The following is a 26,907-nucleotide window of genomic DNA, read 5'->3' as shown; positions in this document are numbered from 1 at the left end:
CACATCGTTAAAAAATGCGTAAAATGCGCGCCCTTGCTGCCAGATAACTGTAATGACGTGTTAAAAATCGGAAACCACCAGCTCAAGAATAATCTGATCGTTGCCCCGATGGCCGGAGTCACTGACAGACCCTTTCGAGAGTTGTGTCTTCGTTACGGCGCCGGGATGGCCGTCAGTGAAATGATGTCCTCCAATCCGGCACTGTGGAAAACGTCAAAGTCGAAACAGCGGATGGTCCATGAGGGCGAATCAGGGATTCGTTCGGTCCAGATTGCCGGTTCCGATCCACAGTTAATGGCAGAAGCCGCACAGTTCAGTGTTGAAAACGGTGCCCAAATCATCGATATCAACATGGGTTGTCCGGCAAAAAAAGTGAATAAGAAGTTGGCAGGCTCCGCCCTGTTACGCTACCCGGATTTAATCGAGGATATCCTCACCACGGTAGTTCAGGCTGTTCGTGTGCCTGTCACTCTGAAAACACGAACCGGTTGGGATACAGAGAATAAGAACTGTATTCACATCGCAAAACTGGCAGAAGACTGCGGTATTCAGGCACTTGCTCTTCATGGGAGAACCAGAGCCTGTCTTTATCGTGGTATGGCAGAATATGACAGCATTAAAGCGGTCAAAAAGGCCATCTCGATTCCGGTTATCGCCAATGGCGATATCGACAGTCCGGAGAAGGCCAGATATGTACTGGAATACACCGGTGCAGACGCATTAATGGTTGGTCGTCCGGCACAGGGACGGCCGTGGATTTTTCAGGAAATCCAACACTTTTTGGAAACCGGCACTGCAATGCCTGCGCTTCCGATTCAGGAAGTCAAAAGCATTTTGCTTGGTCATGTCAAAGCCCTCCATCAATTTTATGGAGAGTATCTGGGACCTCGTATCGCACGTAAACACGTGGGTTGGTACCTGAAAGAGCATGAACAAGCCTGCGGGTTTCGCCGGACCTTCAATGCGATAGAGGCAGCGCCGCTGCAACTGGAAGCACTCGAAGGTTATTTTGATAACGTTGCATCATAAAATTAAGAGAAGAGCTAGACCGAATATGTTCGAACAAAATCTGACTTCAGAAGCTTTAACCGTTACTACCGTTACTTCACAAGACCAAATCACGCAGAAACCTCTTCGTGACTCCGTTAAAGCATCTCTTAAAAACTATCTTTCCCAGTTAAATGGCCAGGATGTAAGTGAATTATACGAATTAGTTCTAGCTGAAGTTGAACAGCCACTGCTCGATACAATCATGCAGTACACTCGCGGCAACCAAACCCGCGCAGCAACCATGATGGGCATCAACCGTGGTACACTTCGCAAGAAACTGAAAAAATACGGCATGAACTAATCACGGTTCATTAACCATTTGATTTAAAACACGAAGTGGAGAAATTTACTTCGTGTTTTTATTTTTGCTGCACACCGCTCAAAACATCCCTGTTGGTTTAGACAAGCGCATCTATGCACTTGCATGTTTGTTCCACCATAATTTGGATGTGCTTTAGTTCTGTTGGGGAAAGGTGTCAAATGGATTCAAAGTTTCGATTCTTGGATGGGTCCGCTTTTAATACGTTCGCGTAAGAGATCAACAAATTGATGAAAGTCCTGCTTTGACTGAAATAAGCTCCCGAAGACCCTTTCCTCTTTATCTTCAAAGAAAAACGTCACGACAGGAACAGAACTGATTGCCCTAACGTGAGCCGCTAAAATATCCTGAAACCGATAGATTCTAACCTTCGAAGTGAAATAGGATTTCGGGATTCGTATTTCATTGGCTGTCATCTCAACGTACCTGATAAAATACAATGAGATCAGATAACAGAACACGATGAGGACACATGCGAGTGTTATAAACCCGCGACAGGCAGCAAATACAGTGGAATTCAGCTCAGGATTCGACACATTCCCGTTGCTCTTTAGATAAAAATACCAATGCCGACAATAGAGAAAGCGAAAAACCAGAAGGCGGTCTTTCGATTCATTTGGTATCGAAATTTATATACTTCCATCAGTTTATTCTACACGCTGAATTTCTTAATCAGTGCAGCCAGAAACAGAAAAATAAAGCTGTAAAACCAAAGACAGTTCAACCACATCATCAGTCTAAACACCTTTGATTCAGTACTCACACGACCACATATAAATGGGTAGGTCATACAATACTTTGTGAATCGGGTACCGATATCAAACGAGGTCATACTATGGTATTGCTTCGCTTTGCCTGATGAGAACTGTTCATCGATGAACTGGATGTTTTTAATATTCCCAAGAGACACTTTCATCGATTGATACGTGCAAGGTATGCCCCAAAGAATAAAATAGCTTCCAAGTATCACGATAAACCAGTCAAATACGCTATTCATCAATTAAGTCCACCGCTGTCTCATAAAAAATACTTCTGCCGACATTTTCCCGGCTCCGGCGATCTCAACATGAAGAATTCATGGGTATGATACTCACAAAGTTAATACAACTACTTCATTCCGGCATCCCGGTTTTAATATTGCTCTCTCTTTTTGATTAAACTGATAATCATCGATGATTTTATGCTTTAACTTATCTGTAATAGCTGAAACTATTTGTGACCCATTGTTCAAGTGTTCCAGATACAGAGGCAGATATTTACTGTCATCAATCTTAAGCACGAGCGTACCATCTTTCACCGATGACACATGACTAGTCCTTGGGAATACTTTCCGTAAAAAGCAAAAATCAATAAGTGTTCGTTCCGGCCTACCGATGATAACCTGCTCAATATTCGATAAATCAATAGTTGTATTCACAGGATTACCACGAATTAACAAATCATCTCTTAGTTCCCAGACATGCTTATTCTTATGTTGATAATAATAAGAAGCAGAAAGATAAATCACAGCCAAAACGATGCTTGCGGCAACCACTGTCCGAGATGTTGTTGCAGTAAATTCATAGCCTGAGAGTTTAGAAAACAGAACCAGTGAAAAATTCACAAAGAAAAAACCAATAAAGAAAGAAGATAAAGAGATCTGAAAAACAGATCTGAGCAAATTGGAAATTTTCACCCGCGTTTTCAGATTTGTTCCACCAATATGAAAAACCGGAGGTTCCGGCCGAACCGACCAATACTTAGGAAAACAGAAAAACAGAAAGACAAAGAACAACAAAATAGAGGACATTTTGACCAAGTAATCATCAACAAAGCTTGGCATCAGTTCGGGAAAAACAGAAATAAGATTCCCCGAAACAAATATCGAGTAAAACTGAGTCAAAACAAATAAATATAGGATAATGTATCCGATAAATAACAACTTATTTGAGAACCTTGTCCTAGATAGTCGCCGGAATACAGAGACAACAAGGATAGAAAGGATTAAGAATAGGATATATTTCATAGTATTACTTTTTGCATAAATCGACTATCGATGCACCATGCTATTTTGCCATTTCATTATGAATTGATTCTAGCGTAACAGCATCCCCAGCAACTTCTGCAGCCAGACCAGGCTTAGAGATTACCTCTATCCCTCGGCAATAATCACTTGGAATTCTCCGGAACAGTTTCCATGAGCCGGGCCTTAATGCCGTTTTACCAAAGAGTCCATAAAGTGAAAGCCCAATGTCAACCGTGTAATAAGCTGTATCCCCCACCGAATCTCCCAGTTCAAGGGACTCAGCTCCATACTGGTATAACGCTCTCACCGGCCCTACAGCATCCTCATTTTTCATGAGAAAGTACATAGTGTTTTCATAGACATTGTTAATACCATGCAAGATCAGGGGAACCCCGTAAGGTACCATTGCGCCATCAGAGATAACAATCACACTGACACCACCAACTATCTGCATTACCCCGGCATACAACCCAATTCCTTTTTGTATAAAGACACTATGCTGTTCATACAGCTCCTGAGCTTCCATTTCTAACTCATGCATGACTTCCTGAGCGGTCTTTTTTCCATCCTCATACAAACGGACCAACGAGTTAGAAAAACTTTCATACTCACGAATGATCATATTACGTAACCCAGAACTTTTTACATGTTGCGCCGTAATATGAGATGCTTGTGTAACTAATCGTTTAGAAGATTGCTGTACCTGCCATGTTGTATAGAGGTCTGTGCGACTATTCAAGCCAGCCTCCTTGTTCCCAGTTGTCATAACCCATTGTCCCGCTGATATGATGCTTCCAGACAATTTCTTTATAAGATAATGCGATCGTTTCATGCATCTCTTCATGATGAGACTGTATACAGTGTGGTAAAGTAAAGTTGATTTCACTGATAACAGCTTTCACTAATTCTATAGAATAATATTTCTCGTTATACCCTTGCTCATTGGTACGAAAGAAATCAATGGTGCAGTCAAGATGCTCCTGACGAGCAAAAGCTGTCGCAAGTAAAGGGCTAGATTTATCAATATTTTTAGTAATGTAAATTGGTGAATGTGTTTTGCTATGCTGTTGTGATCCTTTACTAATCCGATGATCACATGCAAGTAAAGTTACTTCATCTGTGTGGGCTTCCTGATATTTATTTCCCATCGAATCTTTCGTGTTACATCCACTAGAAATGAGTCCTTGTTTTTCACCATTGATTGTTATATATGCTACATGAGCCATGCGCCCTTAGTTCCATAAAAAATAAAATACATCCTAAATTCTGCTGAAATTGATGTCTATTTTTTCCAATAAGAATAATGCGTTAAAATTGATATTCCCCTCAAAATACTCAATAGGAATGCTGGCTGGGATATTCAGTCAACCCCCCTTCAAAATTGAGCAGATTTATAAGATTGAACTATTTTACAAAATTAAACATATCAGCAGTGACTAAATCCCATAATCACGCTCGACTTTTGCAATTCGGGTTTTAAAGCTGGCGTACCACTTCTCATGACCTAATTTCTGGGCTTCACGGTGTTCGATGTTATCCTTCCATTGCTTTATTGACTCCAGGTCACGCCAGTATGATACGGTAATACCGACATCTTCTCTTGCTGATTCAACCCCCAGAAATCCGGGTTGTTGAGAGGCAAGTGCAACCATCTTTTCCGCCATAGCTCCATACCCATCATCATTATCAGTTCGAACAGAAGTGAAGATGACAGCGTAGTAAGGTGGTTCAGGCGTTTTTGTAATTAAAGACATATTATTTTTCCTTCAATAACTTGTTCGATATGGAATATGCATCGCCAGCTTACTTACCTAATCCAAATAAGGGGTGATATTACCCAGCATGCGTTCTATATATTCTTCCTTTTCACCCACTGGAGCAACGTAGTGCATTGCATCCCGGGCTGCCTGAATACCTTCCAGCCGGGCAATCACCCAACAAGCGAGATATGAAGATCCCAGACAACCTCCGGCGGTCGCAATATTACCGTGAGCGAAAAAAGGCTGATTGAGTACATCGACACCAGCTTCCTGTACCCAGGGCTTGCTGGTCAGGTCAGTACAGGCCGGAACAGAATCAAGTAATCCGAGTTTAGCCAGTATCAGGGCACCGGAACACTGGGCTCCAAGTAGTTGCCGGTTTGGGTTCAGTTTAAGCTGATCCATCAGTGGAGCATCAGCAACAATCTCCCGTGTTTGCATTCCACTTCCGACTAAAACTACATCTGCCCGGACAGCATCATCGATTGATGTTTGAGCCTCAATAACAACACCGTTCATCGATGTGATACGAGGTGTCGGGCTTGAGATAGAAACCCGCCAGTCAGGTTTCCTGACCCGGTTAAGGAGACCGAGCGCGATCAGAGAATCAAGTTCGTTGAAGCCGTCAAAAGTAAGAATAGCGATATGCATGGCATCCGTGCTCTGTTCAAAGTTGATTAATGTCGCCAATATAGACACAATAATTAGTACAATCAAAAAATTGTCATGGATACAATCAAAGATGCCTAAAGCCCGTTATAAGCAAGTTGTCGACATACTGGCCACAGAGATTCGCTCCCGCAAACTGCGGCCAGGACACCGGTTGCCGACACACCGGCAGCTTGCCAGCCAGCATGGTATGGCACTGGTAACTGCATCGCGCGTATATTCAGAGCTTGAAGCAATGGGGTTAGTGAGTAGTGAAACCGGTCGTGGCACCTTTGTCCGGGAAACATCTTTGCCTCCGGGATTAGGCGTCTATCAACAAGCGACCACCGCTGATATGGTGGATTTAAATTTCAACATCCCCTTCTTATCTGAACAGGGAGAGTTGTTACGAGCAGCACTGCGCAAACTCGCGTCGTCGGGTGACCTGAATTCTCTGCTACGTTACCAGCCTCACGGAGGTCGTACTGTTGAACGGGAAATCATGGCTTCCCATCTGGCGGGTATAGGACTAGAAGTTAATGCTGAAAATCTGTTAATCGTCGATGGAGCTCAGCACGGGCTCACCGTAACATCCATGGCACTATTCAAACCCGGAGATGTTCTGGCTATAGACTCTTTAACATATCCGGGAATGAAAGTACTGGCTGAGAGTCTTGGACTGGAGCTGGCTGCCATCCCTGCGGATGGTGCAGGTCCGGACCTGAACGCACTGGAGCAATTGTGTCTCCGACGCCGGGTCCGCGCCGTTTATGTACAACCAACAGTACATAATCCACTGGGTTGGGTAATGAACACAGCGCGTCGATATCAGTTGATAAACCTGGCACGACAGCATGGACTGATGCTCATCGAGGATGCTGCTTATGCTTTCCTTGAAGCGGACTCACCACCTCCTTTAGCTGCTTTGGCACCAGAAAGGACAGTTTATGTTTCAGGATTTTCCAAAAGTGTTGCCACCGGTTTACGTGTGGGTTTTGTGACAGCTCCCCGGGAATATATCCCTTTGATTGAACGCACAATCCGGGCAACAACCTGGAACACTCCGGCAGTGATGACTTCAATCGTCTGTGGCTGGATTGAGGACGGAACGGTCGCCCGGTTGGAATCGGATAAACGGCAGGATGCAACTTACCGGCAGGCCATTGCTGCCGAAGTGCTTCGGGGTTTACATTATACCAGCCACCCGGCCTCTTATTTCTTATGGCTTCCTTTACCGGAAGAAGCACGTGCTGACCGAGTAGCGAAGGAACTTCTCGACAACCATATTTCAGTTTCTACTGCTCTACCATTTTCAACATCACTCCAAATGCCGCATGCGCTCCGAATCGCACTTGGATCTGTACAATCGGATGAACTCAGACGAGCTCTGACGATAGTTAAAAATGTCGTTGAAACACATATATATGCTTGATGGACAGAGAAGGTTTTTATTGTTCACATGAATGCATTTCAGTTATTTCATTCAGTAGATTTTAAATAGTGACAGAGTCAGTCGATGCCCTCCTGTCAGATATGCAATGCCACTCAATTTACTGCAACATAGAATGTTAAATAATTACCCTTCCGGTTAACAAAAATAACAAGTTGTTTGCAACTTCGATGTAGTAATCTGCTATATCTATACAGATATAGTGTCTCTTTGATGAAAGGAATTGTCAGCTATGTCTTTCAGTCTACGCCAAACAAAAATAAGAACGCGTCTGTACCTGCTGCTCATCGTAAATATCCTGTTACTGCTGCTTCCATTTACCAGAATACTGATGGAATATAAACATGACTTAATGGAAGATAAGCAGCTTAAAATCCAGCATTTAATTGAGAGTACCCACAGTCTCTTCTCCTATTATCATCAGTTGGAAACAGAGGGAGTTCTCACACGTGATGAAGCTCAGCAGCAAGCCAAACAGGCCGTGAAGGTGCTTCGTTATGGGAAGAATGATTATTTCTGGATCAATGACCTGAGCCCAACGATGATTATGCATCCTTTTAAACCTCAGTTGGATGGCAAAAATCTTTCCGGCGTCAAAGATCCGACCGGAAAAGCGCTGTTTATGGAGATGGTTCAGGTTGCTAAAACTCAGGGAGGCGGTGTGGTTCATTATATGTGGCCGAAGCCTGGTTCAGAGACAGATGTAGCAAAAATATCCTATGTGAAACTATTCAAGCCTTGGGGATGGGTCGTTGGAACCGGAGTATATGTGGACGATGTGAACCAGCTTGTCGCTGAAAGAACGACAAGTTCATTGTGGTCCGGAGCGGTGGTTGTCCTGGTGCTTGTGATACTATCTGCGTTGATCATCCGCAGCATCACCAAACCCTGTGATGAAACCAGACAAGCACTGGATGATATTTCTCAGGGAGAAGGCGATTTAACCCGCCAGTTACCGGTTGACGGACACGATGAATTTTCCCAGATCGCTGCTGCATTCAATCAATTCACAGTCAAAATTCGTCAGGCGATTCAGAATATCACCCCAATTTCTGACAGTCTGACACACTCTGCAACCAATCTGAGCAGTGTTGCTGATCAGGCGATTGCTAAATCAGATCAACAGCAGCATGCCGTAAATTCCGTAGCCTCAGCAATGAATCAGTTGCAATCAAGTACACAGGACGTTGCCACCGCTGCGGACGAAGCTGCCCAGTCAGCTCAAATCGCCAGTCAGAAAAGTCAGGACGGTAGTCAGGTGCTCGTCAATGCATCCCGGTATATGGCTTCACTCTCTGAATTGCTGACAGAAACCGAGCAGAATACCCAACATCTGGCAAAAGATGCTGATGATGTCGGAACCGTTTTAGAAGTAATTCGTGGTGTTGCAGAACAAACCAATCTGCTGGCACTCAATGCTGCAATTGAAGCCGCCAGAGCCGGAGAACAGGGACGGGGATTTGCCGTCGTCGCTGATGAAGTCCGGACGCTCGCGACCCGAACCCAGAAGAGTACCGATGAAATTGAAGAAATCATCACTGCACTACAAAAACGGGCAAGTGAACTGAGTGCCTCAATGAATCAGACCCGGCAACAGTCTCTCGATACACAGGAAGAAGCCAGAAAAGCTCAGGAAATGCTCAGTGAAATCAATGACCAGATTCATACGATTCTGGGGATCAATGAGAATATTGCCTCAGCCTGTCTGCAACAGTCCTCGGCAAGTCAGGATATCAGTCATAACCTGAACGACCTTGCCGATCACAGTCAGCAGACCACAGAAAGTGCCCGGCATGTGGCTGAAACAAGTCAGACATTGTTGAAAGACAGCCAGTCACTGAACCGGAGCTTCAGTGTTTTCAAAGTATAATCATGGTGCTCACCTTCAGGCAGAGCATTGTTCTGCCTTCATCCTGACCCAATTCCCAGTGCAACAGGCTGACTTCAAACCGTTCAGCTATCGCTTCGGGGCGGACTTCCAGATAAGTATGAAAACAACCATCGCTCTTTCAAACAATTCCAGAATAACGTAAACACGGCTTACAGATCAGTGTCTTCAGAACTGGGGGGAACACCAGTTATCACATCCACCCATTATTGGGTATTAAGTAATTTCAGATCACAATAACTCGCAAAATGCGAATAATCTCCATTCACTCCGAAAACAAATCGCGTAACGACAGAATTTGAAAGTTCCAATTTTAACTTAGTCTGTCCATCAATCAGTATGGTTACATTTTTAGAAACAATGTCTTTAGGATCGAGCCCCATTCTATCAGGGATGTTCCAATGGGCATTCCTATCAAGTTGAAAATCCCTTAAACAAGAATAAAAATATCCCAGTCGACCCGACTCCGGCACCTCTTCAAATTCACCAGAAGTAAACTGATATGATGAACTTCGGCTAATTTTCCGATCCAGCGTCTGCTGAAATTCATACAGCATTTTCTTGTCAACTTCATCCTCTTTCATAAAGTCAAATGCAACCGAGACTACCAAAGTAATAACGATAAATATCGCCAGAATATTTTTACGCTTCACAGGCACACTTATTTCTATTCATAAATAAAAAGAGTTTTAGAATTTTCTTTTCACCAAAACCATATGACGGCATAGCTATAAATTAATTCACAAACCACTTAATTACAACCTTGTTATTTGATTATAAAATAACAAATCCAAAGTAGCATGAATCAACAGTCGAGTTGCAACTAACGACATAAATATCATAATAAACCCAATTAGATACGCCCCTACTACTGTATGAATAAAAGGGACACAAAGTATACCAACAATTGCAATCCACGTTGAATATTTTTTATTATCATACGGAGTTTGAGCCATCCTATTCCATGAACCACCCCATGGTATTGATGTTTTCAATGGACGATAATCAATTGAGAAATTCATTATACCGCTGAGACTAAATCTGCCATCTTTAATTGCTGCATTTATGTTTAAATCATCATTCATCAGTCGCAATGATAAAGATACAAAATAACTAGCGCCTAAAAATACAAGTACAATATAAAATAGCAGACTATTATTTGCTGACTCATATATTGATTGAAATACAAAAAGTAGTGATGAACTCAGCATTAGTAAATATGAAACATATCTCCACAATAAGTATTTTTGACTTTCAGATGAGGTTGCGAACCTGAAATACAAAAAACCAATGACGACAAAGGATAACATAACTCCTGACACTAAAAGCTGAGACTCTGTTTGTAGTCTATCAAACTGCCTGCTTACCAAAGCACCACAAAATATGATATAAACGAAACCAAATAATAATACGGTATCAATAGATCCTTTATAATCACCTTCTTGCAAATCTTTACTCCTAAATAACTATTCCTAAATGTAGATCACCGAAAAATAAAAAAGAGAGAATTGTCATTATTGGGTATTGAGTAGCTTAAGTTCACAATAGCTCGCAAAATAGGAAAAATCGCCATTCACTCCGAAAACAAATCCTGTAACCACAGCATTTGAGAGCTTCAGTTTTAACTCTATCTTCTCATCAATACGCATCGTGATATTTTTCATGACAATATCTTTCGGCCCAAATTCCTTAATCACATCAATATGCCCACTAACACGTTTCTTGAGCCGATAATTTCTTAAACAGGAATAAAAACGCCCTAATCGACCAGACTTTGATATCCTCGCAAACTCACCAGAGATAAACTGATATGATGAATTTCTGTCAATTTTCCGGTCTAGTGTCTGCTGAAATTCATACAACATTTTATTGTCAACGCCATCCTGTCCACGATTCAACATCATGATTACGAAAAAAGAATGACAAATAATAAAATTTGCACTTTTTTCTTCACTAACTCCCCCATTTCCATTCATTGAAAATCGTTTCAGAAGTACTCTATTTGCCAAAGCCATATAAGAATTCTCAAACACCGATGTAATCCTGCTGTTCAAAATGATAGTTAACCAATGCTAACAGTTTACCGGCCTCAAAGAGGCTATAAAACTGAATCATCGTACAACACCAGTTATTATTTCATATGTTGTAAAATTAGGAAATATGATCCTTAATCATTAAAAATATATAGGGCAATTTTGTCTTTTTTTGCTAATTACCAACTACCCCTTTCATTGTCACTGCACATCGTGTTAGTAAGTCAACACTTCCTGTTTTGCTGCGAAAACTAGAGCTTGAAGAGGAGATTTTAGACCAAAGCTGATAGCTATGCACTACACCATCATTTGTATCTAAAGTAATATAGTGATCGTGATTATTACCTTCAATTTTTACATTATAAATAATATTGGATGCGTGGGGGATCCATCCTTTTTCTTTATAAGATGATAGGCAAGTAACACCATCCCTACCTAGCTTCCCCTGAAATATCAATCTATCACCATGTACGATCTCTATCAGCGATGTGGCACTTACATCGTTCAAGAATAGATCATAATAATCAGGTTCATGTGGTCTATAAAATCGCCCAACTACCATGATGCTAATTATTACTATTAATATAATTTTTAAGTAACTCTTATGTTCTTTCATATTGCTTATAGCCTATTGCATGCAAAATAATTCTTTTGGTATAGCAGAAAACTTTACAGCATTAACTGAAGAGCCAATTATGCTTCCATAACCTACATGGTTATACACCCCGAGGCTGGAGTTCCGCAGGCAATCTCCGAGAATCAGCTTAACCGGGTGTCCGGATTTAGTTGACCTATACTCAGGTTTGGGGGGAAGGAGGATTATCATTATTGGATATTGAGTAACTTAAGGTCACAATAACTTGCAAAATATGAATAATCGCCGTTCATGCCAAAAATGAATCGCGTAACAACAGCATTTGAAAGTTCCAGCTCTAACTCAATCTGTCCATCAATCAACATGATTATATTTTTAGTAATAATATCTTCCGGATCGAGCCCCATCATCTCAGGAATATTTCTGTTAACACGTTTCACAAGCTGATACTTTCTTAAACAAGAATAAAATTTTCCTATCTTCCCCGACTTCGATATCCCATTGAAGCCACCGGAGGTAAAACGATACGACGAGTTTCTGTCAATTTTCCGGTCTAGTGTCTGCTGAAATTCATACAACATTTTATTGTCAACTCCATCCCCTTTCATAAAGTCAAATGCAATCGAGACTACCAAAGGAATAACGATAAACATTGCCAGAATATTTTTACGCTTCACCAATTCCCCCATTTCCATTCATAATCAGGCATCTTAGAAGTACTTCCTTTACCAAAGCCATATAAAAATTCTCAAACACCGATGTAATCCTACTGTTCAAAATGATAGTTAGTTTATCAACCACAAAGAGGTTATAATACTGCATCGTCGGACAACACCAGTTATCATTTTATATGTTGAAAAACCAGAACAGATTATATTCTGAACTAATAAAAACATCGGTAGATTAGCCTTTGTAACTTTGGGTGCCAATTTTCTCCACATTACGAGTTGAGGAGATCTATATCACAATAAATAGAAAAACGTGAAGAGCTATCCTCGGGGCCGAAATAGAAATTTGTCACAACAGAATTTGCAAGCTGCATTCTTAATTCAAAATAATCATCAACCAATATGTGAATAAATGATGTATGGATATCTTCAGGATCTAACCCCATCATCTCAGGAATATTTCTGTGAACACGTTTCACAAGTTGATACTTCCTTAAACAAGAATAAAATTTTCCTATCTTCCCCGACTTCGATATCCCGTTGAAGCCACCGGAGGTAAAACGATACGACGAGTTTCTGTCAATTTTCCGGTCTAGTGTCTGCTGAAATTCATACAACATTTTATTGTCAACGCCATCCTGTCCACGATTCAACATCATGATTACAAAAAAAGGAATGAAAAATAATAAAATTTGCACTCTTTTCTTCACTAATTCCCCCATTTCCACTCATAGAAAGTCGTTTCAGAAGTACTCTCTTTACCAAAGCCATATAAAAATTCTCAAACACCAGTCATCATTTTATATGTTAAATAATTAGGATGTATTGTATCATAAAGCATTAATGTATAAACTTAAACTTTCATCAAACAATGATATCAATCAATTGTTGATGATACATTAGAACTCACAGCTAAAACCTTGGCTAGGGCTATAAATTGAGCACTTCAAAAATTGAAATAACTTACATCCCCTACTTGTTGAGGCAACCTGGTGATAAAAAATAAATTGAACATAAGGAATATTATCTATGTATACTTTGGTATCAAAAAGTCTACAGATATAATTATAATGACGATAGATAAAAGGTGTCACTCCGTATAAAATCCAGACTAATCACCAACCCATTTAAGAATCAATCATATGACAGCCCTCGCAATCATCGGAGTAATTTTAGTCGTCACAAGTTTCCTTGCATTTACCCTCATTTTTATTCTAGGCATCGTTTTAGGGCCGATGTTAAAAAAGCATGATCCAATGGCTTATAAAAGACTTTTCACCTTTTTTATACCTTTCTCTGGCTTTCTTTTATATGGCTATGCTAACACCAAATCAAGACTAAAATGCTTCCCCACACACCTAAAACGGATATTAACTACTTTAAAGTATTTAATACCCTATTTGATGATCTCATTTGTTTTAGGCTGTATATGTATCTTTATTGATAGTAAATTGGGCTAATCCTCTCCAGAAGCATAGTTGTTAAATCTCTTAGTCCATTCATATCCTGAGCAACATATCAGAGCATTCCGTCCTCATTGATGTTGATATATTTGATATAAATACAAAGTCGGATACCATAAATGTGATTCAATAGATTATCTAAACCAGCCACGGACCCGGGATCACTATGAACGATACAACGATACTTCCCTTCTATTTAATGCAGAATGTTATTCAGAATTATGCCTGGGGAAGTACACAATCAATCAACCATCTGTTTAATATCCCTAACCCGGAACATCAACCTCAGGCAGAAATCTGGATGGGCGCTCATCCGGGCGGATGTTCTCAGATCATCTCGGGTAATCAGCAGCACTCTCTCGCCGGGTTTATTCAAAGCCATCTGTCGTTATGTTTATCCGAACAGATCCGTCAGGCTTATGGTGCATTACCATTCCTGTTTAAAGTTCTGGCGGCAGAGAAGGCGCTCTCGATTCAGGTTCACCCATGTAAACAGGATGCTGAGATTGGTTTTGCCCAGGAGAATCAGCAGCAAATTCCACTCGATGCGCCGCAGCGCAACTATAAAGATCCAAACCATAAACCTGAGCTGGTTTACGCATTAACACCTTACCATGCGCTGAATGGTTTCCGTCCGTTAGAAGAGATCATTCAGACACTGACCGAGATGAATATCCTGCCGATTGAGTCGCTGGTCAATCAACTGCGGGCAGACAGAAGCGAAAGCGGATTTCAGTCATTCTTTGTCCATTTGCTTTCCCTGTCGGGAGAGCAGAAATCACTGGCAATTCAAGCCTTACTGGCTTACGCGGCACAATATCAGGAAGAAAATAGGCTTGCCCGCCTGATCCTCGAACTGGCACAAGACTACCCTGAAGATATCGGATTGTTCTCTGCAATATTACTGCATTATGTGGTGCTGCAACCCGGAGAAGCCATGTATCTGGATGCCAGAACACCTCATGCTTATCTGAAAGGTACCGGGCTGGAAGTGATGGCCAGTTCAGACAATGTACTCCGGGCCGGGTTAACGCCCAAACATATCGATGTTCAGGAACTGGCAAAATGCACATCATTTGCCCCCAAACCCAAAGAGACACTGCTCGTTTCCCCAAAGAAAGAAGGGGAGATTCGGCATTATCCGGTTCCGGTCAGTGATTTTAAATTCTCCATTTATCCAATGCCTGCTGATATCACGCTGACAACCACCAGCGCCGAAATCATTTTCGCCATTGATGATGTCGTACATCTGCACCATGAAAACGGTATGACACTCAGCCTGCAAAAAGGTCAGTCGGCTTTTGTTCCGGCATCGGCCTGTGCCTATACGCTTTCTTCATCCGGCAGAGTTGCCCGGGTCTATAATTAAGGCGAGAAAGCAGGCATACACAAATGCGTTTATCACCGCAAACGCCGGGATAAACGCCATTTGTTCACCACATCATCATTTCACAAATACACATCAGAATTCATACAAAACACACCACAACAGAGCACGAACAGTCTGAAACATCTCAATAAAAAATAACGAATTGGGAATTATTTTGCTTATGCCAAACGATTGCGCGAGCTTTTTGGTGATTAATTCGCTAGAATGTGCGCCACAAAATTTGACATCTATTTCGTTCAATCAACTCTGTGAATTTGAGGAAGAAGGAAGCAATGAATAACGCTCGTCCTATTCGCCGTGCGCTTATCAGCGTATCAGACAAAACTGGTATTGTAGAATTCGCCAAAGCACTGGCTGACCGTGGAGTCGACATTCTGTCAACTGGTGGAACCGCCCGCCTTCTGGCAGAACAAGGCATTTCTGTCACTGAAGTATCCGACTATACCGGATTTCCGGAAATGATGGATGGTCGCGTCAAAACCCTTCACCCGAAAGTTCACGGTGGTGTACTGGGACGCCGGGGACAAGATGACGATGTGATGGCTCAACACGGTATCCAGCCAATCGATATGGTCGTTGTTAACCTGTATCCATTTGCTGCAACAGTTGCCAAAGCTGACTGTTCACTGGCAGATGCGGTTGAAAATATTGATATTGGCGGCCCGACTATGGTTCGTTCTGCTGCGAAAAACCATAAAGATGTGTCCATCATCGTCAACGCAAGCGACTATCAGCGGGTTATCACTGAAATGGATGCCAATAGCGGATCACTGACACTGGATACCCGTTTTGATCTTGCCATTGCTGCATTTGAGCACACCGCAGCTTATGACGGCATGATCGCCAACTACTTTGGTAAAATGGTTCCTTCTTACGGCGATAACAAAGAGGGAGATGAAGAATCCAAATTCCCTCGCACGTTCAACATGCAGTTCGAAAAGAAACAGGATATGCGTTACGGTGAAAACAACCACCAGTCCGCTGCTTTCTATGTGGAAAGTGATCCTGAAGAAGCTTCTGTTGCAACCGCCCGTCAGATTCAGGGAAAAGCTCTCTCTTACAACAATATCGCTGATACCGATGCAGCTCTAGAGTGTGTGAAAGAGTTTGTTGAACCTGCATGTGTCATCGTCAAACACGCTAACCCATGTGGTGTTGCTCTGGGCAAAGACATCCTCGAAGCCTATAACCGTGCCTACCAGACCGATCCGACATCGGCATTTGGCGGTATCATTGCATTTAACCGGGAACTGGACGCAGAAACCGCACAAGCGATTGTTGAGCGTCAGTTCGTCGAAGTGATTATTGCTCCAACGGTTAGCGATGAAGCAGTTGCAGTGGTTGCTGCGAAGAAAAATGTCCGTTTGCTAGTCTGTGGTCAGTGGCAGGATAAAACTACCGGTTACGACTTCAAGCGAGTCAACGGTGGTCTGCTGGTTCAGGATCGTGATCAGGGCATGGTTAACAGTGACGACCTGAAAATCGTTTCAAAACGCCAACCTTCAGAAGCAGAACTGAAAGATGCTCTGTTCTGCTGGAAAGTCGCCAAATACGTGAAATCAAATGCCATTGTCTACGCGAAAGGTGATATGACCATCGGCGTAGGTGCCGGTCAGATGAGCCGGGTTTATTCCGCGAAGATTGCCGGAATTAAGGCCGCAGACGAAGGTCTGAAAGTTGAAGGAACCGTGATGGCTTCCGATGCATTCTTCCCGTTCCGTGACGGTATCGATGCCGCAGCAGAAGCCGGAGTAACCTGTGTGATCCAGCCTGGCGGATCAATGCGGGACGATGAAGTCATTGCTGCCGCAGACGAACACGGTATGGCAATGGTCTTCACCGGTATGCGTCATTTCAGACACTAAGCCGGAATAGAATAAATGCCCTGCGGGGCATTTAGATATTTATTCTAAACGCTTTGCCTATGCTTAAAGGCAAATCATTTGAACACAGGAATTCATCTTTATGAACGTACTTGTTATCGGTTCCGGCGGACGTGAACATGCACTCTCCTGGAAAGTCGCACAAAACCCACAGGTTGAAACCATCTTTGTTGCTCCCGGCAATGCAGGCACTGCACTGGAAACAAAAGTAAAAAATGTCAGCATCGATGTTGAAGACATTGATGGTTTGGTTGCTTTCGCTCAGGAAAACGCGATTGAATTAACGATTGTCGGACCGGAAGCACCACTGGTGATTGGTGTTGTTGATGCATTCCGGGCAGCCGGCCTGCCTATTTTCGGCCCGACCAAAGGGGCAGCCCAGCTTGAAGGCTCAAAAGCCTTTACCAAAGACTTTCTGGCTCGTCACAATATTCCGACAGCCGATTACGCCAACTTCACCGAAATCGAACCAGCGCTGGCTTATGTTCAGGAAAAAGGTGCACCAATCGTGGTCAAAGCGGATGGGCTGGCAGCGGGGAAAGGTGTCATTGTGGCAATGACTTTGCAAGAAGCAGAAGACGCGATCAAAGATATGCTGGCCGGTAATGCATTTGGTGATGCAGGCAGCCGCGTTGTTATCGAAGAATTTCTTGAAGGCGAAGAAGCCAGCTTTATCGTAATGGTTGATGGTAAGCATGTTCTGCCAATGGCCACCAGTCAGGATCATAAGCGGGTCGGAGATAAAGATACCGGGCCAAATACCGGTGGAATGGGTGCTTATTCTCCAGCGCCGGTTGTGACCCAGGAAATTCATGACCGTATCATGGAACAGGTCATCTATCCGACAGTTGAAGGCATGGCGAAAGAAGGTTATCCATACACTGGGTTTCTGTATGCCGGTCTGATGATCGACGCTCAGGGTAACCCGAAAGTCATTGAGTTCAACTGCCGCTTCGGCGATCCGGAAACTCAACCAATCATGATGCGTCTTCAGTCAGATTTGGTCGAACTGTGTCAGACTGCGATTGCAGGTAATCTGGATCAGGCCGAATCTAAATGGGATCCGCGTGCATCGATTGGGATTGTGTTAGCTGCCGGAGGCTATCCCGGAAGTTATAACAAAGGGGATGTAATTTCGGGTCTGCCACAAACCGAAACGGAAGGTGAAAAAGTCTTCCATGCCGGCACCAGCGAGAAAGAAGGAAATGTTGTCACCAACGGCGGACGTGTCCTTTGTGCAACAGCTCTGGGTCAATCGGTATCAGAAGCCCAGCAACGTGCCTATGCACTAGCGAAACAGATTCAGTGGGATGGTGTTTTCTTCCGCAATGATATTGGCTACCGGGCGATTGAGCGCGAGCAACAGTAATCGCTTTACATCGCTGACTGACAAAAAACCGGACGCGAAACACGCTCCGGTTTTTTATTGCCATTTAATGGCCGAGCCCTCAGCGTTCTTCAATCAACTCTGGTCGTGAGATACAGTCATGCCCGTCGTCAGCAAGCATGAGTATTTCCTGAATATAGATCCGGTCATTTCTGATGTTTCCCAGAAAAGCCATATAATTGTCCAGACTGGACAACCGTTGAATCACGAAACTGGGGAGCGTTTTATTAAACTCGACTTTTTCATACTCCTGCCCGGAACAGGTCTCAAAAGTCTCTCCGTCCCAGACGCCCTGAATCAGCTCCTGATCCTGCTTATCTTGCTTCTTCACTGTTTCGACAATCGCCTCAGCCTGAGACTGATAGTGTTTCAGTGTCTCCGTTGATAGGGGAAATACTTTATCATTCACCCGGTACTGCTGATAGACAGCCTCACCGTTCTTATCAAAACGCAAATGAACCCGAAAAGGAACCATTTCTTGCTCTTCCCCGGTATCAGACATTTGCTCGCCTTCGCGAACAAGTTCTTTTAAAACATTATTTTCCCAACGGTAGCTGGTTTGATACCAACCATCAGAACGAGACTGGATATAGTCGGAAGCAGAATAAGGATGATTCGATTCTTCGGTATACCAGAACAGGCTAATCGCATCGCCCATTCGTTCACCGCCGGAATATTCTTCCAATAGTGTGGTTGTCAGTTGTTGTGAAGCTGAACAGCCGAGCATAAGCCCGGAAAGGAGGCAGGAAATAAAAAACTTTTTCATAAAAACTACGCCAAGAACAAATCACTGTCTTGGCGTAGAGTATAAATTAATTTACTGATTCTTTCAGTGCTTTTCCGGCAACGAATGCAGGAACATTTGCTGCAGAGATTTGGATTTCTGCACCAGTTTTTGGATTACGACCAGTGCGGGCAGCACGGTGGTTGACTTTAAATGTACCAAAACCAATTAGTTGAACCTGGTCACCTGATTTTAGTGCCTCTTCAACTGCACCTAGAGTCGCTTCTAGAGCGGACTTTGCTTGCGCTTTAGAGAGATCTGCTTTTTCTGCAATAAAGTCGATCAATTGGGTCTTGTTCATTCGGTTTCCCTTCTAATATGTTATCGAACCTAATCAACTCTAAAGCAAAAAGCCCCCGTCTGGCAAAGGTTTGTCGTTGTTCTTTTGCTTGTTTGATGAAAATTTAACTATAAACTGAGCAACAACTCACAATTTTCACCGTTTGGAGCCAACTTTTTTCCTCTGAAAGCGTGACAAAAAGACCCTGCCAATCAGATATGACAACCACTCAACACTCATTTGAGCCAGTAAAAGGTAGCTCATCCATCAAGATTTCATGAACACGGTTTCTTATAAAAGGCACGACATCATTTTCAAACCATGTATGATTTTTGAGCCACAAGGTGTTTCTTGGCGAGGGATGTGGCAGCGGTATAAACTCCGGCAACCATCGGCGCCAGTTTTGGACAGTTTCAGTCAGTGTTTTTGGCTTATCCGACAAATAATAATTCTGTGCATACTGACCAATTAATAACGTCAGCTCAATATGAGGCAACTCATTCAGAACTCGCTGGTGCCATTGTGGCGCACACTCTTTTCTCGGTGGTAAATCACCGGAACGCCCCTTTCCCGGATAACACAACCCCATCGGCATAATCGCAATTTTCCGAGCATCGTAGAAAGTCTCACGGTCAATATCCAGCCAGCTTCTGAGACGGTCACCGCTTGGATCATTCCAGGGAATCGAGGTCTGGTGAACTCTGGTTCCGGGTGCTTGCCCGATAATCAGAATTCTGGCATCCCGGTGCGCCCGTATCACAGGATTCGCTCCCAGTGGAAGTTCCGGTTCACAAAGCCGGCACTGACTGATTTGCTGTAACAAGGCGTCTAACATCAGTAACCTTTTTCAAAATCGATGACGTATTTCAATGGTTGCCCCTGCATCCACAACTTCAGATTCTCAGCAAAAATATCGATGACCTGCTCCGGGAAACTGGTCGCTGCAATGTGGGGTGTTAATGTAATCTGCGGATGTGACCAGAATGGATGAGACGATGCCAAAGGCTCTGTGATGAAGACATCCAGAAAAGCATGTTGTACGGCACCTTCCTCAATCGCAGGAATTAAATCCGGCTCTTTCAGTGTCCGTCCGCGGCCGACATTAAACAACAACACCTGCTGGCAGGCACTCAGTGTCTGAAGATTCAGGAGAGATTCAGATGATGCAGTGTTTGGCAGAATGCTGACAACGATATTAGCCATAGCTAGTGCTTTCTGTATATCCTCTACCGCGTATACTTCATGGAAAGCCGTCGATTCCGGTTGCTGGCCAGAACGGTTCACGCCTATCACAACAAGCCCCATATTCCGGGCTGAATGAGCCAGAAACGAGGCGATATTCCCAGTTCCCAGAATCACCACTGTCTTTCCTGTCAGCGTCTCATAAGTGTGCGGCAGCCAGGATTTCTCCTGTTGCTGCTCTCGGTAGAGATTAAAATGCCGATAATGTGCAATCATATAACCGAGCACATATTCCGTAATCGCCGGCCCAAAGATGCCTTTCACATTCGTCAGTTGGTAATCTTGCCGAAGATGGGGCTGCATCAAGGCTTCGACACCGGCAAAGGTTGACTGAAGCCAGCGAAGTGCCGGGAATTCATAGACAGACCGGGCTGCTAACGGAGGGTCGGCCAGTAATATCGTCGCTTCCTGCTTACTCTGAGTCAGTTGTAGTCCGGGGATCTGTTGCTCTTCAATCAGGGTGCGGTATTTTTCATTCTGTCCGGTAAGAAGATAAAGATGATGTGCCATTCGCTCGCCCAATGCGGTTGTCATTGTTCCAGAGTAAGTCATCATACATGATCCTGCCGGCACACTGAAATGCCGCACCTCCGGCGACCAGAAAAATATCCATCTCCAATGAGTATATTTTTATGATTGTGATGAATGAAGCAGGGTCACAACTTATATCTCAGCTAGCCTGTACATACATTATCAAGTACACTGCCGGGGTCTTTCTCCGGAGCAAATGAATATGCTACAAAACCCGATCCAGTTACGTCTTCAGAAGCTTTCACCCTGGCAACAAATCACTTTTATGGCTTGTCTGTGTGAACGTATGTATCCCAACTACGCCATGTTTTGCGAACATACTGAGTTTGCATCCTCTACATCCTACCGACAAATTATGGATACAGTATGGGAATCACTGACTGTCAAAAATGCGAAGATAGACTTTGAGCGTCAACTGGAAAAACTAGAAGAGCTAATTCCATCTCAGGAGTCATTCGATGTTTACGCCGTTTACCCGGCAATTGATGCCTGTGAGGCACTGTCAACCCTCTTACATAGTTTACTGGACAGAGAACAGCTGGCCGAAGATCTCCAGCAAATCAGTACAATTTCAGTGAATACAGTTGTCCAGTTGGAAGAAGCTCAGAATGAGCAGGAAATCACCAACGAAAACCAGAAACAGAATGAAGCAGTCTGTGCAGAATGGGACGTGCAGTGGGCTATTTTCAGAGCGCTGAAAGAAACTGAAGAACGGGATGTGGAACTCATCAGGGCTCTCAGAGATGAGCTAAGAGAAGAACGGATATCAAACATCGGGGTTAGCCTGTAAAGGCGTCCCCCCGGGTCAAGTGGCTAATATGCCCCATCGCGTTTAAGTACGACATTGACCGTCTTAAATAAAATGACAATATCATTCCAGAGCGACCAGTTCTTCACATACCAGCTATCCAGATAGACGCGCGTTTTATAATCAGTGTCGCTTCGTCCGCTGACTTGCCAGAGGCCTGATATTCCGGGTTTGGCACATAGATAGTAATCCACATCATCGCCATAGCGCTGCAGCTCTTCATCAATAACCGGTCTCGGCCCAACCAGACTCATCTCACCTTTTAAAACATTCCATAACTGTGGCAATTCATCCAGACTGGTTTCGCGTAAGAAACGGCCGACAGAGGTAATTCGTGGATCATGTTTCAGTTTGAATCCCTGTTCCCATTCTTCCCTTGCATCCGGATCGGTTGCCAGAAGTTTATCTAACGCTTCCTGAGAATCCATCACCATTGAGCGGAATTTCAGACAGTTAAATTTTTTTCCGTTCATACCGATACGCTCATGCCCATAAGTAACCGAACCACCATCCCGGGAAACTCGCCAGCCGATAAATAAGAAGAATGGAGACAATAAGACTAGTAATATGGCAGAACCGACAATATCAAAGGTACGTTTAATGAAACGTGATGACTTTCGGGGTAAGTTATTTTTTAGTCGCAGCATCATCACTTCATGACTAAAAAAGTGGGAGATATCAGTTCCGTAAAGCGGAATTCCCCGTAGGGCCGGAACGATGGATATATCACGGATACCACGTTTATACAGTTCCCTGATCCAACACTCTCTCAGCTCGCTTTGATCTTTCTCCAATGCAATAAATACTTTATGAAATGTATCCGAGCGGTGAAGAAATTCTGTTTTACTGATATAGGAAATACCGAAAACCTGATCAACCCGGGCTTCTCCGGAAGGCTCCACAATTGCCAGAACTTCAAATCCGGTCGATGGTTCACTTTCTATAGCCTGGAACACATCTCTGGCATTTTCAGCATCACCAATAATGACACAAGGCATTCTCCATACATTTACCTTGTCCAGTAAGATCTTTGCTAAGTTCCGCAGCAGAGGAATTAACATAAAAGCAAATAGCCATATGACCCACCACAGACTGACCGAATAGTCCCGACTGAAAATCGCACTAATTGAGATAGAAACTAACGCCATGACAGATAATGTCACTAATACGTCTTTTAGCTCATCCCAAAAAGGCTTCCGATAACTATAGTGACGCTTACTCCCCCAAAACCAAAAGATTGACATCAATCCTAACAACAGAAACGTAGCGATTTGCCATCCGAACATCTCCGGACTCTGAACAAGAAGAATCTCACTTTTTTCGAGAGAATTAACTAACACTGTCGAAGCAAAAAATGCCAATACATCAGAAAAAACAAGAGTGATTTTATTCACCCTCATTGAGAAATGGGCATGCTTTGCCAGTAACCTTCTATCCGGTGATGTAATTTGTTCCATAAACTTACACTAACCCAGTGAGAGACCCGTATAAAAATGATATGCAACAAACTGACCGACTGCTGTTTGCATCGTTGGTTTATCTTTATTCTGCTAGCGAACACTCAAAATACATCCATGTTTCTTGATATGGCCTATAATTTCTCTGAAGGTGAAGAATAATAGGCAGAAAGTGATACAACTTGTTTTAAAAACAACAGAAACCCTGCCCAGTTTCACTTCATATTGTGAAAGGCATACCCCAAGAACAAAGATACGATTTATAACTATATAAATAGGTTAGAACCGGATAAATAAGTTAGGAACCGACGATTACCACCTTATTTATATAACAGAGGAAGATCGTGAAGAGGAACGGCTTTAGCTCCGAACCTCTTCAAACATACGGGACAAAAACAATCTATTACCAATTATTTTGTTGCTTTCTCCCTTAATAACGTGAGTATTTCTGACGTTTTTTCCTGCATTAAGGGAATATTCGCCCGAGACTCAACATTTAAACGGACAACCGGTTCAGTATTTGAAGAACGTAAGTTAAACCGCCAGTCCATAAACTCCATGCTGATACCATCTGTCCCATCAACGAATAACGCACTTTTCTCAAAAGCAGATCTGACACGGGTAATCGCTTCTACAGGGTCTTCTAATTTCAAATTAATTTCGCCAGAAGACGGATAAGCATGAATTCTTTCCTGTACAGTTGCGGAAAGACTGATTCCTTTGACACAAAGTAACTCAGCGACTAACAGCCATGGAATCATACCACTGTCACAGTATCCGAATGTTTTAAAATAGTGATGGGCACTCATTTCACCACCATAGATGGCATCTTCACTACGCATTCTCTCTTTGATAAATGCATGACCGGTCTTAGACAGAACCGGAATCCCACCAACACCCTTGACAATATCCACTGTATTCCATGACAGACGGGGATCATGAATAATTTTACTACCGGGATGCTTTTGCAGAAAAGCTTCAGCCAACAGACCAACAATGTAGTATCCCTCAATAAAAGCCCCGGTTTCATCGAACAGAAAACATCGGTCGAAATCTCCGTCCCACGCAATACCAAAATCAGCCTGATGGTCAATCACAGCCTGAGCAGTATCTTGCCGGCATTCAGGAAGGAGTGGATTGGGAATACCATTGGGGAAATGACCATCAGCCTGATGGTGAACTTTCACAAATTTGACAGGAACATTCAAAGAGTTGAAGCGGCGCTCAATCTCATCAATAACATGTCCTGCCGCACCATTTCCTGAGTTCACGACCAACGTGAGTGGCTGAAAGTTTTCAGGCTTAACATAAGTCAACAGGTGATCAACATAAGCGGCTAAGTTATCTTGCCGGGAGTAAGATCCCCGGTGTTGTACAGGTATAAACTCATTCTGCTCAGCCAAACGCTGAATATCTCTCAACCCGGAATCACCACTAATCGGCATGGCATTTTTTCGAACAAATTTCATCCCATTATAATCTCTAGGATTATGACTGGCCGTCACTTCAATTCCACCATCTACAGGCAATGATTGTGCCGCAAAATAAATTTCTTCTGTTCCGGTCATGCCAAGATCGATCACATTCACGCCACCGTCTTGCAAACCATTTGCCAGTGCATGTTTAAATGACTCAGAACTTAAACGTGGATCGCCACCAATCACAATACATTCAGGGTTAAAGAGTTCGGCATAAGCCCGGCCGATCCGATAGACAATGTCTTCATTCAGTTCTCTCCCCAATCGGCCCCGGACATCATATGCTTTAAAGCAACTCAATGGCTGCATCAATATCCAACTCCATCGGAATCCAAACGAACAATATCGTCTTCACCTAAATAGCACCCACTACGAACCTCGATGATTTCTAGTGGCACGACACCCGGGTTTTCAAATGAATGAGGTGTACCTATGGGGATATAAGTCGATTCATTTTCACTGACAATGTAGTTCTGCTCGCCGTTATAAACTTTTGCAGTCCCGGAAACCACGATCCAGTGTTCAGCCCGATGATAATGCATTTGTGTTGCTGTGCGCTGTCCTGGCTTGACCATCACCTTCTTCACCAGATAACGTTCACCTCCAGCAATTTCATCATGAGATCCCCATGGCCGGAAAACTTCCCTGTGATGCAGATGTTCACACCGGTTCGTAGCTTCAAGTCGTTCAACAATATGTTTTACCTGCTGAACTTTATCTTTGCTTGCGACAAGTACGGCATCTTTGGTTTCAACAATGATAACCCCTTCAATACCAACAGCAGCAACAAGTCGATCCTGAGAGTATATATAACTGTTGGCTGTCTGCTCAGTCATTACATCACCACGTAATGAGTTTCCGTCACAATCCTTAGCATGAACATCCCATAGTGAAGACCAGCTTCCGACATCACTCCAGCCTGCATCCATTGGAATCACAGCCGCATTCTGCGTATTTTCCATAATCGCATAATCAATAGACTCTGCCGGACAAGGCTTAAAAACTTCCTCATCAATCCTGATAAAATCCATATCAGTTCTGCTTTCAGCAAATGCTTCTTCACAAGCTCTCAGTATTTCTGGCCGGAATTGATGAAGTTCCTCGATATAACGGGATGCTTTAAACAAAAACATACCGCTATTCCATAGGTAGTTACCACATTCTAAATAGTGCTTCGCTGTGGCTATATCTGGTTTTTCTACAAACTCAGAGACTTCAAAGCCAAGTTGATTGATAGATTCACCCAGACAGATATAACCATATCCTGTATGTGGTTCTGTAGGATTAACACCAAAAGTAACAAGTCGACCATCTTCAGCAAGCGGCTCCGCAGCCAAAACTGCAGAGACAAAATTAGCACGATTCTTGATTACATGGTCTGCGGCCAAAATAAGCAGTAGTGGATCATCTCCAGTCTGAATAGCCTGCAATGCAGCCAATGTAGCAGCAGGGGCGGTATTGCGCCCGGCGGGTTCTAATATGATGCCACTATGTGACATTTCACATTGACGGAGCTGCTCTGCAACAATGAAGCGATGTTCCTCATTACAAATAAATAACGGGTCAAGCTTATGGAGTTTATCCAAACGGTGAACCGTATCTTGTATCATGGTCTGCTTCGTCACAAGAGATAAAAACTGCTTTGGATATGCTGTCCGAGAAAGAGGCCAGAGTCTACTACCGGCCCCTCCACACATGATGACAGGAAGGATCATCGATAATTAACCTTATTAAAATATTCTAAAACAAAATCTATTCAGAATAGAGGAAGAAGAAATATATTGAATG

At 43.2% G+C, this 26,907-nt stretch carries 26 protein-coding genes; 8 read left to right on the top strand and 18 right to left on the bottom strand.

What is annotated here, in order from left to right; translation table 11 throughout:
• Positions 1-57: 57 nt before the first annotated feature.
• Together dusB and fis are read left to right on the top strand one after the other, a co-directional pair.
• Positions 58-1,029, top strand: a complete 972-nt coding sequence (gene dusB, locus OCU74_RS01490; RefSeq protein ID WP_261856153.1) for a tRNA dihydrouridine synthase DusB — start codon at positions 58-60, stop codon at positions 1,027-1,029.
• A 25-nt stretch (positions 1,030-1,054) separates the two neighbouring features.
• On the top strand, positions 1,055-1,351 hold the full coding sequence (fis, locus tag OCU74_RS01485; RefSeq protein WP_087481512.1) for a DNA-binding transcriptional regulator Fis: 297 nt from the start codon (positions 1,055-1,057) through the stop codon (positions 1,349-1,351).
• A gap of 1,108 nt (positions 1,352-2,459) precedes the next feature.
• On the opposite strand, the gene OCU74_RS01480 is transcribed toward fis, so the two are convergent.
• The 5 genes from OCU74_RS01480 to OCU74_RS01460 all read right to left on the bottom strand — a co-directional run bounded on the left by OCU74_RS01480 (position 2,460) and on the right by OCU74_RS01460 (position 5,785).
• Positions 2,460-3,290: a hypothetical protein gene (locus OCU74_RS01480; protein ID WP_087481515.1), complete on the bottom strand. Its 831-nt coding sequence runs from the start codon at positions 3,288-3,290 to the stop codon at positions 2,460-2,462.
• Positions 3,291-3,414: 124 nt separating this feature from the next.
• Positions 3,415-4,113, bottom strand: coding sequence for a DUF4225 domain-containing protein (locus OCU74_RS01475; protein WP_159457431.1), 699 nt, complete (start codon positions 4,111-4,113; stop codon positions 3,415-3,417).
• Positions 4,106-4,600, bottom strand: a complete 495-nt coding sequence (locus OCU74_RS01470) for an Hcp family type VI secretion system effector (protein ID WP_087481517.1) — start codon at positions 4,598-4,600, stop codon at positions 4,106-4,108. Before OCU74_RS01470 ends, OCU74_RS01475 begins: the two co-directional genes overlap by 8 nt.
• Positions 4,601-4,810: 210 nt before the next feature.
• On the bottom strand, positions 4,811-5,128 hold the full coding sequence (locus OCU74_RS01465; RefSeq protein WP_087481518.1) for an antibiotic biosynthesis monooxygenase family protein: 318 nt from the start codon (positions 5,126-5,128) through the stop codon (positions 4,811-4,813).
• Positions 5,129-5,185: 57 nt separating this feature from the next.
• Positions 5,186-5,785 carry a DJ-1/PfpI family protein gene (locus OCU74_RS01460; protein WP_087481519.1) on the bottom strand — a complete coding sequence of 200 codons (600 nt, stop codon included), beginning with the start codon at positions 5,783-5,785 and terminating at the stop codon, positions 5,186-5,188.
• Between the two features lie 91 nt (positions 5,786-5,876).
• On the opposite strand from OCU74_RS01460, the gene OCU74_RS01455 reads away from it, so the two are divergent.
• Positions 5,877-7,214 (top strand): aminotransferase-like domain-containing protein, encoded by a 1,338-nt coding sequence (locus OCU74_RS01455; RefSeq protein WP_087481520.1) that lies wholly within the window; start codon positions 5,877-5,879, stop codon positions 7,212-7,214.
• A 250-nt stretch (positions 7,215-7,464) separates the two neighbouring features.
• Positions 7,465-9,102: a methyl-accepting chemotaxis protein gene (locus OCU74_RS01450; RefSeq protein WP_087481521.1), complete on the top strand. Its 1,638-nt coding sequence runs from the start codon at positions 7,465-7,467 to the stop codon at positions 9,100-9,102.
• 224 nt (positions 9,103-9,326) lie between these two features.
• On the opposite strand, the gene OCU74_RS01445 is transcribed toward OCU74_RS01450, so the two are convergent.
• The 6 genes from OCU74_RS01445 to OCU74_RS01420 form a co-directional block, all read right to left on the bottom strand.
• Positions 9,327-9,773: a hypothetical protein gene (locus OCU74_RS01445; protein WP_143693228.1), complete on the bottom strand. Its 447-nt coding sequence runs from the start codon at positions 9,771-9,773 to the stop codon at positions 9,327-9,329.
• A 102-nt stretch (positions 9,774-9,875) separates the two neighbouring features.
• Positions 9,876-10,568, bottom strand: coding sequence for a hypothetical protein (locus OCU74_RS01440; RefSeq protein WP_087481523.1), 693 nt, complete (start codon positions 10,566-10,568; stop codon positions 9,876-9,878).
• 66 nt (positions 10,569-10,634) lie between these two features.
• Positions 10,635-11,153, bottom strand: a complete 519-nt coding sequence (locus OCU74_RS01435) for a hypothetical protein (protein ID WP_087481524.1) — start codon at positions 11,151-11,153, stop codon at positions 10,635-10,637.
• Between the two features lie 175 nt (positions 11,154-11,328).
• Positions 11,329-11,769, bottom strand: a complete 441-nt coding sequence (locus OCU74_RS01430; protein ID WP_087481525.1) for a hypothetical protein — start codon at positions 11,767-11,769, stop codon at positions 11,329-11,331.
• A gap of 209 nt (positions 11,770-11,978) precedes the next feature.
• The gene (locus OCU74_RS01425; protein ID WP_087481526.1) at positions 11,979-12,443 is read right to left on the bottom strand and encodes a hypothetical protein; all 465 of its coding nucleotides are present in this window, start codon (positions 12,441-12,443) and stop codon (positions 11,979-11,981) included.
• 245 nt (positions 12,444-12,688) lie between these two features.
• Complete coding sequence (locus OCU74_RS01420; protein ID WP_087481527.1) at positions 12,689-13,138, bottom strand: hypothetical protein; 450 nt, start codon at positions 13,136-13,138, stop codon at positions 12,689-12,691.
• 907 nt (positions 13,139-14,045) lie between these two features.
• Here OCU74_RS01420 and manA point away from each other — a divergent pair.
• From manA to purD, 3 genes are all read left to right on the top strand, one after another.
• Positions 14,046-15,248, top strand: coding sequence for a mannose-6-phosphate isomerase, class I (gene manA / locus OCU74_RS01415; protein WP_200807746.1), 1,203 nt, complete (start codon positions 14,046-14,048; stop codon positions 15,246-15,248).
• Between the two features lie 293 nt (positions 15,249-15,541).
• On the top strand, positions 15,542-17,134 hold the full coding sequence (gene purH, locus OCU74_RS01410) for a bifunctional phosphoribosylaminoimidazolecarboxamide formyltransferase/IMP cyclohydrolase (RefSeq protein ID WP_087481530.1): 1,593 nt from the start codon (positions 15,542-15,544) through the stop codon (positions 17,132-17,134).
• A 100-nt stretch (positions 17,135-17,234) separates the two neighbouring features.
• Positions 17,235-18,521, top strand: coding sequence for a phosphoribosylamine--glycine ligase (gene purD, locus OCU74_RS01405; protein WP_087481531.1), 1,287 nt, complete (start codon positions 17,235-17,237; stop codon positions 18,519-18,521).
• Between the two features lie 79 nt (positions 18,522-18,600).
• Here purD and OCU74_RS01400 read toward each other — a convergent pair whose 3' ends face one another.
• The 4 genes from OCU74_RS01400 to OCU74_RS01385 all read right to left on the bottom strand — a co-directional run bounded on the left by OCU74_RS01400 (position 18,601) and on the right by OCU74_RS01385 (position 21,397).
• A complete protein-coding gene (locus tag OCU74_RS01400; RefSeq protein WP_087481532.1) occupies positions 18,601-19,305 on the bottom strand; it encodes a DUF1481 domain-containing protein in 705 nt (234 codons plus the stop codon).
• Positions 19,306-19,351: 46 nt separating this feature from the next.
• Positions 19,352-19,624, bottom strand: a complete 273-nt coding sequence (locus OCU74_RS01395; RefSeq protein WP_087481533.1) for an HU family DNA-binding protein — start codon at positions 19,622-19,624, stop codon at positions 19,352-19,354.
• A gap of 208 nt (positions 19,625-19,832) precedes the next feature.
• Complete coding sequence (locus OCU74_RS01390; protein WP_087481534.1) at positions 19,833-20,438, bottom strand: uracil-DNA glycosylase family protein; 606 nt, start codon at positions 20,436-20,438, stop codon at positions 19,833-19,835.
• The gene (locus tag OCU74_RS01385) at positions 20,438-21,397 is read right to left on the bottom strand and encodes a D-2-hydroxyacid dehydrogenase (RefSeq protein ID WP_390623645.1); all 960 of its coding nucleotides are present in this window, start codon (positions 21,395-21,397) and stop codon (positions 20,438-20,440) included. Before OCU74_RS01385 ends, OCU74_RS01390 begins: the two co-directional genes overlap by 1 nt.
• Before the next feature lie 181 nt (positions 21,398-21,578).
• Between OCU74_RS01385 and OCU74_RS01380 the strand changes: the two genes are divergently transcribed.
• Positions 21,579-22,166, top strand: coding sequence for a YjaG family protein (locus OCU74_RS01380; RefSeq protein ID WP_087481535.1), 588 nt, complete (start codon positions 21,579-21,581; stop codon positions 22,164-22,166).
• Between the two features lie 23 nt (positions 22,167-22,189).
• Here the strand turns inward: OCU74_RS01380 and wbaP are convergent, their stop codons facing one another.
• The 3 genes from wbaP to OCU74_RS01365 all read right to left on the bottom strand — a co-directional run bounded on the left by wbaP (position 22,190) and on the right by OCU74_RS01365 (position 26,834).
• Positions 22,190-23,641, bottom strand: a complete 1,452-nt coding sequence (gene wbaP, locus OCU74_RS01375; RefSeq protein ID WP_200807747.1) for an undecaprenyl-phosphate galactose phosphotransferase WbaP — start codon at positions 23,639-23,641, stop codon at positions 22,190-22,192.
• 410 nt (positions 23,642-24,051) lie between these two features.
• The gene (locus OCU74_RS01370; RefSeq protein ID WP_087481537.1) at positions 24,052-25,428 is read right to left on the bottom strand and encodes a phosphohexomutase domain-containing protein; all 1,377 of its coding nucleotides are present in this window, start codon (positions 25,426-25,428) and stop codon (positions 24,052-24,054) included.
• Positions 25,428-26,834: a mannose-1-phosphate guanylyltransferase/mannose-6-phosphate isomerase gene (locus OCU74_RS01365; protein WP_087481538.1), complete on the bottom strand. Its 1,407-nt coding sequence runs from the start codon at positions 26,832-26,834 to the stop codon at positions 25,428-25,430. The genes OCU74_RS01370 and OCU74_RS01365 overlap by 1 nt, the downstream gene beginning before the upstream one ends.
• Positions 26,835-26,907 lie beyond the last annotated feature (73 nt).

Origin of the sequence: Vibrio mangrovi (assembly GCF_024346955.1) — a bacterium.
GTDB lineage: Bacteria > Pseudomonadota > Gammaproteobacteria > Enterobacterales > Vibrionaceae > Vibrio > Vibrio mangrovi.
Note: the sequence above shows the minus strand (reverse complement) of the source record. Positions and strands in the feature narration are given on the sequence as shown.

Bases quoted from the DNA above. Each gene is read 5' to 3' on its own strand.
- OCU74_RS01380 (WP_087481535.1), top strand. From the start codon at position 21,579: ATGCTACAAAACCCGATCCAGTTACGTCTTCAGAAGCTTTCACCCTGG.
- OCU74_RS01430 (WP_087481525.1), bottom strand. From the start codon at position 11,769: ATGAAAGAACATAAGAGTTACTTAAAAATTATATTAATAGTAATAATT.
- OCU74_RS01400 (WP_087481532.1), bottom strand. From the start codon at position 19,305: ATGAAAAAGTTTTTTATTTCCTGCCTCCTTTCCGGGCTTATGCTCGGC.
- OCU74_RS01365 (WP_087481538.1), bottom strand. From the start codon at position 26,834: ATGATCCTTCCTGTCATCATGTGTGGAGGGGCCGGTAGTAGACTCTGG.
- OCU74_RS01420 (WP_087481527.1), bottom strand. From the start codon at position 13,138: ATGGGGGAATTAGTGAAGAAAAGAGTGCAAATTTTATTATTTTTCATT.
- manA (WP_200807746.1), top strand. From the start codon at position 14,046: ATGAACGATACAACGATACTTCCCTTCTATTTAATGCAGAATGTTATT.
- OCU74_RS01450 (WP_087481521.1), top strand. From the start codon at position 7,465: ATGTCTTTCAGTCTACGCCAAACAAAAATAAGAACGCGTCTGTACCTG.
- OCU74_RS01425 (WP_087481526.1), bottom strand. From the start codon at position 12,443: ATGGAAATGGGGGAATTGGTGAAGCGTAAAAATATTCTGGCAATGTTT.
- fis (WP_087481512.1), top strand. From the start codon at position 1,055: ATGTTCGAACAAAATCTGACTTCAGAAGCTTTAACCGTTACTACCGTT.
- OCU74_RS01370 (WP_087481537.1), bottom strand. From the start codon at position 25,428: ATGCAGCCATTGAGTTGCTTTAAAGCATATGATGTCCGGGGCCGATTG.
- OCU74_RS01470 (WP_087481517.1), bottom strand. From the start codon at position 4,600: ATGGCTCATGTAGCATATATAACAATCAATGGTGAAAAACAAGGACTC.
- purD (WP_087481531.1), top strand. From the start codon at position 17,235: ATGAACGTACTTGTTATCGGTTCCGGCGGACGTGAACATGCACTCTCC.
- OCU74_RS01465 (WP_087481518.1), bottom strand. From the start codon at position 5,128: ATGTCTTTAATTACAAAAACGCCTGAACCACCTTACTACGCTGTCATC.
- OCU74_RS01460 (WP_087481519.1), bottom strand. From the start codon at position 5,785: ATGCATATCGCTATTCTTACTTTTGACGGCTTCAACGAACTTGATTCT.
- OCU74_RS01395 (WP_087481533.1), bottom strand. From the start codon at position 19,624: ATGAACAAGACCCAATTGATCGACTTTATTGCAGAAAAAGCAGATCTC.
- purH (WP_087481530.1), top strand. From the start codon at position 15,542: ATGAATAACGCTCGTCCTATTCGCCGTGCGCTTATCAGCGTATCAGAC.
- OCU74_RS01385 (WP_390623645.1), bottom strand. From the start codon at position 21,397: ATGACTTACTCTGGAACAATGACAACCGCATTGGGCGAGCGAATGGCA.
- OCU74_RS01390 (WP_087481534.1), bottom strand. From the start codon at position 20,438: ATGTTAGACGCCTTGTTACAGCAAATCAGTCAGTGCCGGCTTTGTGAA.
- OCU74_RS01455 (WP_087481520.1), top strand. From the start codon at position 5,877: ATGCCTAAAGCCCGTTATAAGCAAGTTGTCGACATACTGGCCACAGAG.
- wbaP (WP_200807747.1), bottom strand. From the start codon at position 23,641: ATGGAACAAATTACATCACCGGATAGAAGGTTACTGGCAAAGCATGCC.